This window comes from Kitasatospora sp. NPDC053308 (assembly GCF_055585785.1).
In genome coordinates this window covers 1-16783 of the sequence record NZ_JBVJJY010000038.1, presented here as the reverse complement: position 1 = coordinate 16783, position 16783 = coordinate 1, and the positions used below count along the sequence as shown (strand labels likewise).

8 protein-coding genes are annotated in these 16783 nt (G+C 75.7%); 2 read left to right on the top strand and 6 right to left on the bottom strand.

The genetic code is table 11. The features are described from left to right. Positions 1–96 precede the first annotated feature (96 nt). From ACZ6Y7_RS37110 to ACZ6Y7_RS37085, 6 genes are all read right to left on the bottom strand, one after another. A complete protein-coding gene (locus tag ACZ6Y7_RS37110) occupies positions 97–2634 on the bottom strand; it encodes an amino acid adenylation domain-containing protein (protein ID WP_465762384.1) in 2538 nt (845 codons plus the stop codon). 53 nt (positions 2635–2687) lie between these two features. Beyond that, positions 2688–3692, bottom strand: coding sequence for a guanitoxin biosynthesis L-enduracididine beta-hydroxylase GntD (gene gntD / locus ACZ6Y7_RS37105; RefSeq protein ID WP_465762383.1), 1005 nt, complete (start codon positions 3690–3692; stop codon positions 2688–2690). Beyond that, positions 3689–8146: a non-ribosomal peptide synthetase family protein gene (locus tag ACZ6Y7_RS37100; RefSeq protein WP_465762382.1), complete on the bottom strand. Its 4458-nt coding sequence runs from the start codon at positions 8144–8146 to the stop codon at positions 3689–3691. Before ACZ6Y7_RS37100 ends, gntD begins: the two co-directional genes overlap by 4 nt. A 66-nt stretch (positions 8147–8212) precedes the next feature. Beyond that, on the bottom strand, positions 8213–8413 hold the full coding sequence (locus ACZ6Y7_RS37095) for an MbtH family protein (protein WP_465762381.1): 201 nt from the start codon (positions 8411–8413) through the stop codon (positions 8213–8215). Positions 8414–8478: 65 nt separating this feature from the next. Then, positions 8479–11553, bottom strand: coding sequence for a condensation domain-containing protein (locus ACZ6Y7_RS37090; RefSeq protein ID WP_465762380.1), 3075 nt, complete (start codon positions 11551–11553; stop codon positions 8479–8481). Continuing rightward, a complete protein-coding gene (locus tag ACZ6Y7_RS37085; RefSeq protein ID WP_465762379.1) occupies positions 11550–12347 on the bottom strand; it encodes a thioesterase II family protein in 798 nt (265 codons plus the stop codon). The genes ACZ6Y7_RS37090 and ACZ6Y7_RS37085 overlap by 4 nt, the downstream gene beginning before the upstream one ends. A gap of 357 nt (positions 12348–12704) precedes the next feature. Here ACZ6Y7_RS37085 and ACZ6Y7_RS37080 point away from each other — a divergent pair, with 357 nt between their 5' ends. Both ACZ6Y7_RS37080 and ACZ6Y7_RS37075 read left to right on the top strand, forming a co-directional pair. After that, positions 12705–14687 (top strand): AMP-binding protein, encoded by a 1983-nt coding sequence (locus ACZ6Y7_RS37080; protein WP_465762378.1) that lies wholly within the window; start codon positions 12705–12707, stop codon positions 14685–14687. A 204-nt stretch (positions 14688–14891) separates the two neighbouring features. Then, positions 14892–16783 (top strand): condensation domain-containing protein (locus ACZ6Y7_RS37075; RefSeq protein WP_465762377.1); only part of this gene is annotated, 1892 nt, incomplete at its 3' end.

Below are 16783 nucleotides of genomic sequence, written 5' to 3'. Positions count from 1 at the left end.
TGAGTCCGGACGCTTTGTCACTCCTAGCCCGTCACTTTACCTATCCATGGCGACTTGGGAAGCGGTTCGCGCAGGTCCGACCGAATCGACCGGACGTCAATTCCGCATGCCGGGAACCGCCGTGCCCCGCAGTGCCTGCGAGTCGATCTTCCCGCCCGGGGTCCGGGGCAGCGCGGGCAGCAGCACGACGTGGTCGGGCCGCATCGGTGCCGGCAGCGTCTCGGCCAGCGTCCGGCGCAGCCGGGCCGTGGTGGTGCCGGCCGGGGCGGTCCCGGCCGGGGCGTCGGGCCGCAGCGCGACGAACGCCACCAGCCGCTCCGCCGCGCCCTCGCCGTGCAGCCGGACGGCGCACTCCGCGACGGCGGGGTGCCGGAGCACCGCCGCCTCGACCTCGCCCAGCTCGATCCGGTAGCCGCGCACCTTCACCTGGTGGTCGACCCGCCCGAGGGTGACCAGCCGGCCGGCGGTCGACCACAGGCCGCGGTCCCCGGTGCGGTACAGCCGGCCGCCCGGCGCGAACGGGTCCGGCAGGAAGCGCTCCGCGGTGGCGCCGGGCCGGCCGTGGTAGCCGAGGGCCACGCCCGGCCCGCCGAGGAAGATCTCCCCCGGCACGCCGGGCGGCACCGGCCGCAGCCGGGAGTCCAGCACGTGGGCGCGGTAGTTGGGCACCGGGCGGCCGATCGGGATCGCCGCGCCGGACGCCTCGGGGGCCCCGCACCGGTGCGTGGTGGCCCACACGGCGCACTCGGTGGGCCCGTAGTCGTTGAACAGCGGTGCCTGCGGACAGCGCCGCAGGTGTTCGGCGACGAGGTCGGCGGTCAGCGGCTCCCCGCCGACCGCGACCATCGCGAGCCGGGCGAGCACCGGCGCGTCCGCGACCTCCAGGACGATCCGGTAGTGCGAGGGCACGGCGTGGACGTGGGTGATGCCGGCGCGCTCCAGCAGGCCGCGCAGCGCGAGCGGGTCGTGCGCCTCGGTCTCGGTGGGCAGGACGACGGCGCCGCCGTTGGCGAGCGCCCAGAACATGCCGCCCGCCGCGCCGTCGAAGCACAGCGGCGGCAGTACCAGGTCCCGGCCGGGCGCGGGGCCCGCGGCGGTCCGGGCGGCCGTGGAGGCGACGATCGCCCGGTGCTGGACGGCGATGCCCTTCGGCGCGCCGGTCGAGCCCGAGGTGTAGATGACGTACGCGGTGTCGTCGGGGGTCACCCGCACCGCGGGGGCGCGGGCGGGCAGCGCCTCGGCGTCGGCGGGGCGCAGCAGCGGCACCGGGAGGCCGGGTACCGGCGGCTCGTCGGCGATCAGGGCGTCCGCGCCCGAGTCGCGCAGGACGTGCCGCACGCGCTCCTCGGGGTGGGTCGGCTCGAACGGGACGTAGGCGGCACCGGCCTTCAGCACGGCGAACATCGCGACGACCGAATCGACGTGGCGCGCGGCCGGGAGGGCGACCAGGGAACCGGGCCCGATGCCGTTTCCGTGCAGGAGCGCGGCCAATCTGTCGGACTTCTCGTTGAATTGACGGAACGTCAGTTCCGTCTCGCCGCAGACGACCGCGGTCGCGTCCGGCGTGCGGGTCGCGTGCCGCTCGATGAGGGTGTGCAGGCAGGTGTCCTCGAACGGCAGTCGCGCCCCGCGCGACCACGCGTCGATCCCGGTGCGCTCGTGGACGGCGAGGGCGGTGACGGCGTGCAGGGGCCGGTCGTCGAGCAGGTCGGTGAGGACGGCGAGCAGACGGTGGGCGAGGGCGGTGGCGGCGGCCTCGTCGTACAGGCCGGTGTCGTAGTCGAGCCGGAGCGCGTCGTCGTCGATCAGTGCGAGCAGCTCGTACGGCGCGGCGGCGTCGGCGACGCGCACGGGCGTCACGGTGAACGCACCGATCCGCTCGGGCGAGGGGGTCGTGGCCGGAGCCACGGCGAGTGCGGCGCCGGCGCCCGGCGGGACGGGCGTGCCGGTGGCGACCGCCCGTGCGGCGGCGTGGAGCACGGCCGCGCCGGTGGCGGACTCGTCCACCCGCAGCCGCACGGCCACCGGGTGCTCGCCCGCGACGACCAGCGCGGGTTCGGCCGGCCCGCCGCAGCGGCTCAGCAGGACGGTGACGGCGGCGGCGAGGGCCGCCTCGGCGGACACCGCGGCGGCCCGCAGCCGGGCGGCGAGCGGCCCGGCGTCGGCGCGCAGCGTCGCCGCGTACCCCGAGGGCGCGGTACCGGTGCGCAGGACGGCGGGCACCACGGCGGACGACGCGGGGGGCACGGCGGGAGGCGCCGCGGGAGGCACCGCGGAGGCCTGCCCGCCCACCGGCCCGCCGGGCGCGGGCTCCGCACCCGGCGGGGCGAGCAGCCACCGCATCAGCCCCTCCGGCCCGGCCGCCTCCGCGGTCACCGCGATCAGGAGGAACCGGTCCGCGGCGAGCCGGGCCAGCAGCACCCGGGACCGCCCGTCGTCCGCGTGGGCGGCGGTGAGCTCGTCGCGCACGAGCTCACCCCACGGGGACGCCTCCGCCCCGCCACCCGCCACCGGGTCGTGCACGCTGAGCCGCACCGGCGGCTGCCGGTCGGCGGTCCGGGCCCGCAGGGCGCGGACGTCCGGCGGGCCGGCGACGAGCCACGTGCCGGTGGCGAGGGCGGGGCGGTCGGACACGGTTCCTCCTGGGGGGATTCATCGGGGGACGCGGCGGCGGGCCGGGGCCGCCGTCACCGCAGGACGCGCTCCTCGGGGGCGCCCCGGTGGTCGCGGGACTTGCGCAGGTCCCGGGTGACGACCGCCTTCTTCAGCCACCGGTCGGTGCCGTCGAAGCGCGCCCGGAACGCACTGCGCCCGTGCACCGCCCGGTAGTTGTCGACCACCAGGAGGTCCCCGGCGTCCAGCGCGACCCCGACCAGGTGCCGCTCAAGCTCGCCGGTCAGCGCCTTCAGCGCCGCCTCCGCCTCGGCATCGCCCGGCAGCGGGGACATGAACGCCGGGTCCACGCGCAGGTACGGGCGCCGCGGATCGCCGAACAGCACGGCGCACGGCTCCGGTTCGTCCTGCATCCGCTGGATCGGGTGGAGCCGCCCGGTGCTCGCGGTGAGCGACCGCGCGTGCTTGAGGTGCTCGGTGTCCGGGCGGATGAGGAAGCGGCGCCCGGCCAGGACCTCGCGGTGGTGCGCCTCCAGCTCCACCTCCTCGATCCCGGACACCACGGTCGGCACGCCGCCGTGGTTGCGCAGCCCGAGCAGCAGCAGGTAGTCGCAGCGGTACGGGTGGAAGCCGTCCTCGGTGTGCCAGGCCAGCTCCACCGTCCCGTGCCCGCTCTGGTCGTTCTCGTGGGCCGGGATCGGCAGCACGTCGTGCACTAGGCGGCCGTCCTGCAGGGTCGACCAGCCGAAGACGTCGCCGAGGTGCGCGGCGGCCAGCAGCAGGAACACCTCGAGCGCCGCGACCTCGGCCGACGGCCGCGTCCCGCGCCAGTCCAGCGGCGTCGGGCCGATCGCGGTGTCGTCGACCTCCAGGCCGCGCACCACCAGCGCCGAGGCGGCCTCGGTGGTGCGCAGCGCGCGCAACTCCCGGACCAGGCGCGACGGGAGGCGCTGCGCCAGCGCGGGCAGGTCGTCGAGCAGGGCGGGTGCGGTGCTCGACCCGTACTCGCGCAGGACGCCGCGGCTGACCGTGGTCAGGGCCGCGCGGTCCGCCGGATCGAGCTCCAGCCGGCGGATCACGGGCGCTCACCCGCCGACGCGGCGACGTCCTCGGGCGCGGGCAGGTAGCCGCCCTCGACGAGGAAGCGGAAGCAGGAGTGCGCCCACGCCTCGTCGACGGGCGGGCAGGCGATGCCCGAGCCCTCCAGGGCCTGCGTGAGCACCCGGCACTCGTCCTGGGGGTCGATCTGCTTCTGCAACTCGGGGTCGAGCGCGGCGTGCCGCATCGAGGCGACACGCAGCAGCGGGGTCATCGGGAAGAGGACGTGGTCCTCGTCGACGCCGAGCGCGCGCCGGCGGGCGTCCTCCTCGTCGACGACGTTCAGGTCGTAGCCGAAGGAGCGCAGCCACTGGTAGCACTGGGACATGGTGGTGGGTGCCGGGTTGGTGATGTTGAAGTTCTTGCCGAAGTTCTCCTCGCGCAGCGAGGTGTGGACGATCGCCTGGGCGGTGAAGTCGACCGGCACGGCGTTGATGACGTCGTTGTAGAGCGGCAGGACGCCGAGGTCGAGGAAGCCGCGCAGGTAGACGTACAGGTAGTCGGTGTGGTGCGAGGCGCCGGTCTGGGTGTGGCCGGTGATCATCCACGGACGCTGGACGGTGACCGGGATGCCGCGGTCCCGGGCGAGGTAGACGATCCGCTCGGCGAGCCACTTGCTGCGCGGGTAGCCGGTCGGGATCCGGATCGGCCGGTCGTCGAGGTCCTCCTCGGTGAACGGCCGCTCGGCGCCGGTGCCCATGAAGACGTCCACGCTGGAGACGAAGTGCACGGACTTGAGGGTCGTCGTGGTGGCGAGCCGCAGCACCTCCTTGGTGCCCTCGACGTTGGCCGGGCGCGCCGCCTCGTACGGGTAGGTGAAGTTGACCACCGCGCCGCTGTGGTAGACCACGTCGAGCAGCTCGGCGTAGGCCGCGAACTCCTGCGGGTCCAGGCCCAGTCGGGGCTTGGCGAGGTCGCCCACGACCATCCGCATCCGCGTCCGGTAGGACTCGTCCCACGCGGCGTAGCCGCGCAGGGTCTGCTCCATGCGCTCCCAGGCGGCGTCCTCGTTCTCCGCGCGGACCAGGCAGTGCACGGTGGCCTCGGTGCGCTGGATCAGCTCGACGGCGAGGAACGCGCCCAGGTAGCCGGTGGCGCCGGTGACCAGGACGTGGCGCGGCGCGAACCACTCGGCGTGCGGGAGGTCCCCCGGCGCGATCTCCTCGGGCAGGCGGATCTCCGCGTGCAGTTCCTCCAGTTGCTGCGCGTACAGGACCTCGCTGTCGATGTTGTCGCGCTGGCGGCGGTCCTCCTCGATGGCCTGCGCGATGCCGGCCACGGTGGGCACCCGGAAGATCTGCTCGACCGGCAGGGTCACGTCGTGCTGCCGGGACAGCTGCGCGGTCAGCCGCGCGACGAGCAGCGAGTTGCCGCCGAGTTCGAAGAAGTCCGCGGTGGCGCTGACCTGCGTCAGTCCGAGCAGCGAGCAGAAGGTCTCGGCGATGTCCGCCTCCAGCTCGGTGCCCGGCTCGACGAAGTCCTCGGCGCCGAGGTCGGGGGCGGGCAGCGCGGCGGTGTCGATCTTGCCGTTGCGGGTGAGCGGCATCCTCTCCAGCGTGACGAAGGCGCTCGGCACCATGTAGTCCGGCACCTGCGCGAGCACGTGCTTGACGAGCGTCTCCTTGGTCAGCACCCGACCGACGACGGGCACGACGTAGGCCACCAGCCGCGCCGCGCCCGGCTGGTCCTCGCGGGCGACGACGGTGGTCTCGGCGACCAGCGGGTGGCGCAGCAGGACGTTCTCGATCTCGCTGAGCTCGATGCGGAAACCGCGGATCTTGACCTGGGTGTCGGCCCGGCCGAGGAACTCGATGGTGCCGTCGGGCCGGTGGCGGGCGAGGTCGCCGGTGCGGTAGAGGCGCGCGCCGGGCCGGTCGGAGAACGGGTCGGGCAGGAAGCCGGCCGCCGTCAGCCCGGGGCGGTTGACGTAGCCGCGCACGACGCCGTCGCCGCCGATCCACAGCTCGCCGGGCACGCCCGGGGGCACCGGGTTGAGGCGCTTGTCCAGCAGGTGGATCCGGGTGTTGGGGACGGGCCGGCCGATCGGCACCCGGCTGCCGGCGGCGTCCGCGGCGGTCACCGGGTGCACCGACGCCCAGACGGTGGCCTCGGTCGGGCCGTACTCGTTGAACAGCGCGCTGCCCGGCGAGCGGCGGAAGTGCGCCTCGACCAGGCCGGGCGGCAGCACCTCGCCGGCCAGGACGGTGGCGCGCAGCGTCGGGAAGGCCTCCGGCGCGGTCTCCAGGAGCACCGCGTACTGCGAGGGCACGCCGTCGATGTGGGTGACGGCCTTGGCCCGGATCAGCGCCTCCAGCAGCCGCGGGTCCAGCACCTCGGACTCGTCCGGCACGACCACCGTCCCGCCGCGGTTCAGCGTCCAGTACAGGCCGCCGCCGGAGGCGTCGAAGGTGAACGGCGCGAGGACCAGGTAGCGTTCGGGCAGGCCGGGCGCCTCACTGGCGGTGCGGGCGAGGGTGGAGTGCACGATCTGCCGGTGCTCGACGGCCACGCCCTTGGGACGGCCGGTGGAGCCCGAGGTGTAGATGACGTAGGCGAGGCCGTCGGGGGCGGGCCGCACGGCGGGCCGGGTGACCGGGCCGTCCGGGTCGGCGGTCGGGACGGGCAGCGTCCGCACGGCGGGCACCTTGGCCGCCAGGGCGCCGAGGGCCTCCGCGGCGCCGACGACCAGCCCGATCCCGGCGTCCGCGGCGATGGTCGCGATGCGGTCGGCGGGGTAGGACGGGTCGAGCGGCACGTACGCGCCGCCGGCCTTGAGCACGCCCAGCAGGGCGACCACGGTGTGCACCGAGCGGTCGGCGAGCACGCCGACCGGGGTCTCGGGGCCCACGCCCTGCGCGCTGAGCGCGGCGGCGAGCGCCTCGGCGCGCAGGTCCAGCGAGGCGTACGTGAGTTCGGCGGTGCTGGACGTCAGGGCGACGGCCTGCGGACTGGCCGCGGCCGCGCGCTCGACCAGCTCGTGCAGCAGGCGCGGCGCGTCGTGCTCGGTGCGGGTGGCGTTCCACGCGGCCAGGTGGTCGCGCTCTTCGGCGCTCAGCAGCGGGAAGTCCGCGAGCGGGCGGTCGGGTTCGGCGATCGCCGACTCCAGGAGCAGCAGGACGCGGTCGAGCAGCCGGGCGGCGGTGTCGCGGTCGAACAGGGCGGTGTTGAACTGCGCGCGCAGCGTCAGTTCGCCCTCCCGGCGCACCGCGTAGAGGTCGATGTCGTGCGGCGTCCACGTGGTCGGCAGGTCGATCGGGCGGGCCACGGCACCGGGCAGGTCGCGCGAGGCCCACTGCTCCTCGAAGCCGAACAGCACCTGGAACAGCGGGGTGTGGCTGAGGTCCCGGGCCGGCCGGGCCGCCTCGACGATCTGCTCGAACGGCAGCCGCGCGTGCACCAGCGCCTCGGCGAGGACCGACTCGGCGCGCAGCAGCAGCCCGCGCAGCGACTCCCCGGCCTCCAGCTCGAAGCGCAGCGGCAGGGTGTTCTCCAGCGGCCCGAGGAGGTCCCCCGCGCCGTCCTGCCACGCGGGCGGCACCGGCACGCCGACGGCGAAGTCCTGCTGCTGGGCGTGGCGGGCGAGCGTCGCGACGTACCCGGTGAGCAGCAGCTCGTGCAGGGTGGTGCCGGTCGCCGCGGCGAAGTCGTCCAGGGCCGTGTGCAGCGCGGGCGGTACCGGGACGGTGACGGCGTCGGCCTCGATGGTCTTGACCGGCGGGCGCGGCCGGTCGGTGGGCAGCTCCAGGGTGCTCAGCGCGGCCGTCCGGGCGCGCCAGAACTCGATGTCCTTCTCGGCGTCGTCGCTCTCCAGCCAGGAGCGCTGGGCGGCGAAGACGGACGGCAGGTCGACGGCCGAGGTGTCGGCCTGTTCGGCCGTGCCGTCGAGCAGCGCCGCGTACCGGGTGAGGACCTCGTCGGTGAGCCGCCGCACCGAGGGGCGGTCGGCGACGAGCTGGTGGGCGGTCAGCAGCAGGACGTGGTCCTCGGCGCCGAGCCGCAGCAGGCTCGCCCGCACCAGCGGGCCCTGCGCCAGGTCGAAGCGCCGGCGGCTCTCGGCGGCCGCGATCCGGGCCAGCTCCTCGTCGAGCCGCTCCGGGTCGAGCTCGACCACCGGCAGGCGCAGCGAGGCCACCGGCTTGACGGCCGCCAGCGGGTGGCCGTCCACCGTGCGGAAGGTGGTGCGCAGCACCGGGTGGTGCTGGACGGCGGCCGCCAGAGCCTGCTGGAGCACGGCCGGGTCGATCCGGCCGGCGAGCCGCACGGCGTCACCGGTCTGCCAGGGGCGCTTGTGGTCGAGCTGGACGAGCAGCCACAGCCGGCGCTGCTCCAGGGTGAGGTTGCTGGTGAAGGCGTTGGCCGAGCCGTCGAGCAGGCCGGCCAGGACGGCGCGCTTCTCGTCGGGCGTCAGGGCGGCGGTGCCGTCGTGCGTGCTCATGCGGGGGACTCCCGTCCTCGGTGTGGGTGGCGCTTTCGGTGGCGCGGCCGCGGTGGCCGGCGGTGGTCAGGCGGAGCGTTCGCGGACGGAGCGGGGGCGCATGTCCGTCCAGACCCGTTCGATGTGCTTGAGGCACTCCTGCTTGGTCCCGGTCGCACCGGTGGCGGTCCAGCCGGCGGGCAGCGCCCGGTCGGCGAACCAGATCGAGTACTGGTCCTGCTCGTTGGCGACGACCTGGAAGACGGTGTCGGCGTCGTCGATTCCCATCGCTGTCTCCTCGTGGTGGTGGGGCCGTGGTGGGCCCGTGGTGGGTGCGCCCGGGGTGGCGCGGTTCAGTTCAGGTGGCGCAGGATCTGGTCGATCTCCTCGTCGGAGAGGCCGGCGAGCTGGGCGAGCACCGCCTCGTCCGCAGTGGGCCGCCGGTCGCGGGCCCGTTCCAGCTCCGCCAGCACGGCGGCCAGTCCGGCCGGGGTCGGCAGCCGGAAGAACTCGCGCACCGGCACCTGGACGCCGAACTCCGCGCGCACCCGGCTCAGCAGCTTCGCGGCGAGCAGGGAGTGCCCGCCGAGCCCGAAGAAGTCGGCGTGCACGCCGACCGCGGGCCGGCCCAGGACCTCCTGGAAGATCGCCAGCGTGCGCCGTTCCACCCCGTTGCGGGGCGGGGACTGCTCGGCCGGGCCGCGCGGGGCCGGCGCGGGCGGCTGCGGCAGCGCTCCGCGGTCCGCGGTGCCGTCGGGCGCCGTCGGCAGGGTGTCCAGGACCCCGAACACGGCCGGCACCTCGTACCCGGGCAGGGCCGCCCTGGCCCGGCCGCGCGCCATCTCCGCGAAGGCCTCGCGCTCGCTCCCGGTGCCCGTGGGCACGTCGGACTCCGGGACGAGCCAGGCGATCAGCCGGCGGTCGGCGTCGGTGGTGACCGCCGCGTCCCGCACGCCCGGTACGGCCCGCAGCGCCCGCTCGACGTCCTCCGCGCGGAGCGCCCGGTCGCCGACGGACAGCCACCCGGCGCCGGGGCCGACGACCTCGAACCCGCCGTCGCGGGTGCGCCGGCAGCGCAGCCCGGCCGGCACGTCGGGCCCTCCCGCGACGGCCAGGTGCAGTTCGCCGACGACTCCGTCGGGCACCGGCCCGCCCCGGGCGTCCAGCAGCCGGCGGGCGGTGCCCGGCAGGGGAGGGCCGAGGCGCCGGCCGCGCCAGGCGTCCAGCGGGGCCAGCGCGGACGGGACCGCCAGCGGCGCGGGGGCGGGGCGGCCGAGGACCACCGGGTGGCCGGTGCGGGCCAGCATGTCGACGAGGTCCGGCGCGAGGACCTCGCCCACGCACACCAGCCTCGTCCCGGCCGGCGGCGCCCAGCCCTCGGCGAGGGCCCGGCGCCAGGTCGGCGGGTCGGCCAGGACGAACGCGGAGGGCGGCCCGGCCGGCGCCGGGTCGAGCCCGGAGAGCATCAGGCTCCGCGCGTGCACGAGCGGCATCAGGAGATACACCGGGGAGGGCGGCGCGCCGCCGTCGAGCAGCAGGACATCGTCCTCGGCGCCCACCCCGAGCCGCTCGGCGACGGCGCTCAGCCCGGCGGCGAGCGCCCGGTGGGTCAGCGCCGGACCGCCCCCGACGGGCTGCCACGCCGGGTCATCGGGCCCGGGGGCGGCGCCGGGCCCGACCGGGTCGAACCTCGGCCCGGTGGTGACCAGCCAGCCGCCCGGCTCGTCCTCGGCCCGTTTCACGAACGCGCCCGCGCGGTCGTGCCGGTGGCCGTAGGCGACGCACCCGCCCACCTCGAGCACCGCGAGGACGACGGCGAGCAGGCCCGCCGACGGCACCGGCGGCGTCGTCACCCGCACCCCGGGACCGCCGATCCCCTCGGCGCGCAGCCGCCCGGCCAGCGCGGCCGACCACTCGCGCAGCTCGCCCAGGGTCAGCACGGCGTCCGCCGAGGACAGCACCACGTCGTCGGCGGCCCTGGCGTCCAGCAGCTGCGGCACCGTACGGGCGGCCGGCGGGGCGGCCGGAGCGGGCCCGGCGTCCGCGGAGCGCCCGGCCGGCAGCACGCCGACCGGGGTGTCCGGCGCGTCGAGCGCCTCCAGCAGGATCCGGCGGTGCAGGGCGAGGACGCCGGCCGCGGTCGGCTCGTCGTACAGCCCCCGGTCGTAGTCGAGCTGGAGGCGCAGTCCGTCGCCGTCCGGCAGGACGGTCAGCCACAGGTCGAACTTGGCTGCGGTGACGGGCAGTTCGAGCGGCGTCATGATCAGCCCGGCCAGCTCGGCGCCGGGGGCGGGCGGCCCGGGCATCGAGAACATCACGTCGAACAGCGGGTTGCGGTCGAGCGCTCCGGCCCGCCGGACCTCCTGCACCAGGCGGTCGAAGGGCATCCGGTCGTGCGAGAACGCGCCGACGCAGGCGTCCCGGACCACCTCGGCGGCCTCCGTGAACCGCTGCCAGGGCGCCAGGCGGGCGCGCAGCACCAGGGTGTTGGCGAAGAAGCCGACGAGCTGCTCGGCGTCCGGGTGGTGCCGGCCCGCGACCGGCGTGCCCACCGCGATGTCCTCCTGGCCCGTCACCCGGGACAGCGCGGCCATGAACCCCGTCAGCAGCACCATGAACAACGTGCCGCCGGACCGCTTCGCCAGCTCCTCCAGACCGGCCACCGCCACGGCGTCCAGCCGCTCCTCCAGCCGGGCACCGCCACCGCCCCGGCCCTGCTCGCGCGGACGGTCCACCGGCAGCTCCAGCGGGGCGCTCCCGGCCAGGGCCGTGCGCCAGTAGCCGAGCAGCCGTTCCATCCGCTCCCCGGCCAACTGCCGCTCCAGCCAGCCGACGTAGTCCGCGTACTGCACGGGCGGCTCGGCGAGCCCGGCCTCCCCGCGCTCGCGCAGACCCCGGTAGGCGGCGGCGAGATCGGCGTAGAAGACGTCCATCGACCAGCTGTCGCAGACCAGGTGGTGGATCGTCACGATCAGCGAGTGCCGTCGCCGGGCCTCCTTCACCAGCACCAGGCGAAGCAGGGGCGGGGCGTCGAGGACGAAGGGCATCGCCGCCTGCTCCCGGGCCAGGGCCGTCACCCGGGCCCGCGCCTCCTGCGCCGTGCCGCCGGAGCAGTCCACCACCGGCAGCGGCACCAGGGCCTCCGGCAGGACCACCTGCCGCGGATCGCCGTCGACCAGGCCGACCCCGGTGCGCAGGCTCTCGTGCCGCGCCACCACCGCGTTGACGGCCCGCTGGAGCAGCACCACGTCGAGCTCGCCGGTCAGCCGGACGGCGCTGCTCACGTTGTAGGCGGCGTTGTTCGACGGGTCGAGCTGGCACACGAACCACAGGCTCCGCTGCGCCGGCGCGGCGGGCAGGACGAAGTGGTCCCCGTAGTCGCGGGCCTCCCCGCCGCCGACACCGCCGACGTAGGACGAACTGCTCATCGGGCCCCGGCCCCTTCCCGCTCCTCCGGCGGCTCCTGCGCCGGCGGCCCGGCGAGGGTGGTCTCCAAGTACTCCACGACGCTCCTCTCGTGGTCCTGCACGAAGAAATGGCCGCCGCCGAACTCCCGGACCGCACAGCCCGCCGACGACTGCCGGTCCCAGCCGGCGTGCCCGGGCCGCACCAGCGGGTCGCGCGAGCCGCGCAGAACCCTGACCGGCACCGGCAGCGGCGGCCCCGGCACGTACCGGTAGGTCTCCGCCAGCGTCAGGTCCGCCCGGATGGTCGGCAGCAACAGCCGCACCAACTCGGCGTACTGCGGCAGCTCCTGGGGGGCGACGCCGTCCCACTCCCGCAGCCGGTCCAGCAACTCGTCGTCCGGCAGGGCGTGCACCTGCTCGGCGTCCGCGTACTGCGGGGCGTCCCGGCCCGAGACGAACAGGGCCACCGGCAGCGGCAGTCCGAGCGCCCACACCCGCCGCGCCAGCTCGAACGCCACCAGGGCGCCCATGCTGTGCCCGTACAGCGCGTACGGACGACCGGTGCGCGGCGGTTGGAGACCGGCCACCAAGCCCTCGACCAGCGCGGACATCTCCCGCAGCGGCGGCTCGCCGATCCTGCCCTCCCGGCCCGGCAGCCGCGCCGCCGTGAAGGCCAGCGCCCGCGTGTGCCGCTGCCAGCCCCGGAACAGCGCCGACGCCCCGCCGGCGTGCGGGAAGCACACCACCTCGCACACCGCGCCGGCCGGCTCGCCGAACGACGTGAACCACCTGGACCTCGGCCGGACGTGGCGCACCCGGACCTCCCTCGGGAGAGCGGAAAAACACGGCACGGAAAACGGGACCCGGACATCGGGAAACCGAAGAAGACGCGCGGGGAAACGGCGCACGGAAACCCGGACACGGAGAACTCCGGCACCCGTCCGCCGGGCCGCCGATTCCGGCCCGGCCGCCGCGCGACCCCCCATGCCTACCATTGTCACCGCGGGCCCCGTCAATGACCGCGCGGCGGCGTGAGAGACGGCGGATAAGGAAGTGAGACCCGGCTGAGAGACCGAACGCCTTTAATTGCTCCCGGCGGCCGGTGCAGCCCGCAACCGCGCCCACCGGAATGCCGGAGCACCGGCCGGACCAGGGAAATGGAGAGCTCGCCGATGTCGACCCCCGACCGTCCCACGCTCGTCCACACGCTCGTCGAGCAGGCCGGCGCCCGCGGCGGGCAGCAGGCCTACGAGTACCTGCACGACGACGGCCGGGTCGACGCCCTCACCTACCGCGAACTGCTCGACCGGGCGGCGGCGCTCGCGCCGCTGCTGCGCGGCGACAGCGGACGCGGCGGGCCGGCGCTGCTGCTCTACCCGCCGGGCCTGGACTTCGTCACCGCCCTGTGGGCCTGCTTCCTGGCCGGCGTGCCCGCAGTGCCCGCCTACCCGCCGATCTTCGGCTCGACCGAACGGATCGCCGCCCGCTTCACCCGCATCCTGGAGGACTCCCGCGCCACCACGCTGGTCGCCGACCCGGCCGTGCTCGGCCTGCTCACCGCGGGGCTGCGCCCCGAGGACCTCCCCCCGGTGGTCACCCTCGACGACGCCGCCGCCCCCGCCGACCCCGACCGGCTGCCGGCCTCGGCACCGGACCCGGAGGACGTCGCCCTCATCCAGTACACCTCGGGCAGCACCGGCCGGCCGAAAGGCGTCGTGCTGCGCCACCGGAATGTCCTCGCGAATATCCGGGCCATTTCCGAGGTGTTCCGGCTGGACGAATCCGCGCGGGTCGTTTCCTGGCTTCCCCCCTATCACGACATGGGGCTCATCGGATTCATCCTCACCCCGGTCCACGGCGGATTCCCGGTGCGCCTGATGTCACCCGTGCAATTCCTCAAGGACCCGCTCGGCTGGCTCCGCCAGATCGGCGAACTCGGCATCACCCACACCGGCGGCCCGAACTTCGCCTACGATCTCTGCCTGCGCCGCGCGGCCGGCGCCGACCTCACCGGCCTCGACCTCGGCACCTGGCGGCTGGCCTTCAACGGCGCCGAGCCGATCCGCCCGGCGACGATCACCGGCTTCGCCGAGCGGTTCGCCCCGTACGGCTTCCGCCCCGAGGCGTTCCTGCCGTGCTACGGGCTCGCCGAGGCCACCCTCATCGTCACCGGCCGCCACTGGACCGGCCGCGACGACGTCGACGCGGACGGCCGGGTCGACTGCGGCCCGGTCATCGACGGCCACCGGCTCGTCGTGGTCGACCCCGAGACGGGGGCGCCCGTGCCGGACGGCGCCGAGGGCGAGATCTGGCTCAGCGGGCCGAGCATCAGCGACGGCTACTGGGACACCTGGCAGGGCGCCTCCCGGCCCGACGGCTCCGGCCTCCCCGACGGTGCCCCGCGCACCGACGGCTCCGGATTCCTCGACGGTGTCCGGTACCTGCGCACCGGCGACCTCGGCCGGCTGCGCGCGGGCCGCCTCACGGTCACCGGCCGCCGCAAGGAGGTGCTCATCCAGCACGGCGTCAACCACCACGCCCACGACCTGTGCGCCGCCGCCGTCCGGGACGACCCCGCCATCCGGCCCACCGCCGCCGCCTTCCACGGCACGGACGACGAGATCGTCATCGCCGTCGAGGTCGCCGGCCGCGACCACGACCCCCAGCGCCTCGCGGCGGGCGTCCGCGCCCGCGTCCTCGCCGCCACCGGCGCCCGGGTGCACACCGTCGTCCTCTGCCCGCCGCGCACCATCCCGCGCACCACCAGCGGGAAGATCCAGCACGGCCTCGCCCGCACCCGCCACCTCGCCGGCGAACTCGGCGGCGAGGCCGTCACCCCGGACCCGGCCACCGTCGGCGCGGAAGAGACCGGCGCGCTCACCGCCTTCTTCTCCTCCGTCTTCGCCGCGGTCTGCCAGGTGCCCGCCTGCGGCCCCGACGACACCCTCACCACCATGGGCGGCGACTCGCTGCGCGCCGCCGAGATCGCCGCCGTCGCCGAGGACGCGCTCACCCTGCCCGTGCCCGTCGAGGACGTCCTGCTCGCGCAGTCCCCGCGCGAACTGACCGCCCGCCTGAACGCGCGCTGGACGGAGGGCGGGATGAGCCCGGCCGACGCCGCCGAGCGCGCGAAGGCCCTGCTCGCCCAGGGCTGACCCGCGCCGACGCCGGCCGGCGCGACAGCCCGCCACGCCGGCCCGCGCGACAGCCCGCCACGCCGGCCGACGCGACAGCCCGCCACGCCGGCCCGCCACGTAGGCCCGCCCGACAGCCCGCCCGACGGCGCGCACACGCCGAGCCGGCCCACCCTGCCCGCCCCACGCCCACCCGCCCACGGTGACGAGACGGAGGCCCCGACCGTGTCCGACAGCTCCCGGATCCCCGCCGAACTCGGCCGCACCCTCCTCCACCGGTGGCGGGCCCGCACGCCTGCGGAGCCCCCCGCGGCGGAGCTCGGCCCGATCCGGCTCGGACTGCGGCTCTTCGAGGAGATCCACCCCGGCACCGCCGCCAACGTCCTGCGCTTCGACGCCGAGATCCCCGGCGCCGTCGACCCCGGACGGCTCCGCGCCGCCCTCGCCGGACTCGCCGACCGCCACGCCGGCCTGCGCACCACGTTCCCGCACGACGGCCGCGACACCGTCACCGTCGCCCCCGAGGCCCGCCCGGTGCTGACCGTCGTCGACCTCACCGCCGAGGACCCGCTCACCGCCCGGCGCACCGCCCTCGCCCAGGCGGACGCCCGCGCGGCCACCCCCATGGACCTCGCCGCCGGCCCCCTCTGGCGAACCACCCTCTGGCAGCTCCCCGACGGCACGTCACGTCTCCAACTGGTGGCGCACCACCTCGTCGCCGACGGCTGGTCCCTCCGCGTCGCCCTCGCCGAACTCGACGCCCTCTACACCGGCCGCGACCCGGGCCCGGCCACGCCGCTGCCCGCCGTCCCGACCGCCCACGACCCGGCCGACCTGGCCGCCTGGCGCGAGCGGTTGGCCGGCGCCCAGCCGCTCTCCCTGCCCACCGACCGGCCCCGCCCCGCCACCCGCCGCTTCCGCTCCGCGCACGTCGGCGTCCACGTCGACGCGGAGCTGCTGCACGGCGTGCGGCGGCTGGCCGAGGCCGAGCGGGCGACACCGTTCATGGTGCTGCTCGCGGCCCTCCACCTCACCCTCGCCCGCACCGCCGGGCAGCACGACATCACCGTCGGCTCGCCCATCGCCTCCCGCGAACGCCACCGCGCCCCCGGCGCCATCGGCCCGCTCGCGACGATGCTCGGGCTGCGCACCGACACGTCGGCCGCCCGCACCGGCCGGGACGTCCTGCGCGCCGTCCGGGACACCTGCCTGGACGCGTACGGACGCGCCCACGTGCCGTTCGAGACCGTGGCGGAGCACGCCGGCCAGGGCGGCGGCCCGCTGTTCGACGTGCTGTTCGTGCTCCAGCCCCAGCTGCCCGGACTCCGCCTCGGCGACCTGCCCCTGCGTCCGCTGGTCACCGCGCCGGCGACGGTCCGCCACGACCTGGAGCTCTACCTCTGGGAGGGCGGGGACGGGATCAGCGGGTTCCTGGCGTACGACACCGATCTCTTCGAGGCCGGTACGGCCGAGTTGTTCGTGGAGCGGTTCGGTGTGGTGGTGAGGGCGTTGGTGGAGCGGCCGGGGTTGTCGGTGGCCGAGTTGGATGTGGCGGGTGTGGTGGAGGCGTCGCGGCGTGGGGCGTGGTCGGTGTCGTCGACGAAACCCCGGCAAGACGTTCCGGTGTACCGGTTGGTGGAGGAGCAGGTCGATCGTGCGCCGGGTGCGGTGGCGGTGCGTGCGGTGGACGGTGAGTTGACGTACGCGGAGCTGGACGCGCGGGCGAACCGGGTGGCGAACGCGTTGCGGGCGCGGGGGATCGGGCCGGGGGATCTGGTGGGTGTGTGCCTGCCGCGGACGTCGGATCTCGTGGTGGCGCTGCTGGGTGTGCTGAAGTCGGGTGCGGGTTATGTGCCGTTGGATCCGGGCTATCCGGATGAGCGGGTCGCGTTCATGGTGGAGGATGCCGATGCGTCACTGGTCCTTCGGTCTCTGGCGGATGTTCCTGAGGTTCCTGATGCGTCCGTGACGAGCCGGCCCGGGTTGGTGGGGTCGTTGGACGATGTGGCGTATGTGATCTACACGTCGGGTTCGACGGGTCGGCCGAAGGGTGTGGTGATCGAGCACCGGCAGGTGGCGGCGATGGTGTCGTGGGCGGTGCGGGTGTTCCCGGTGGG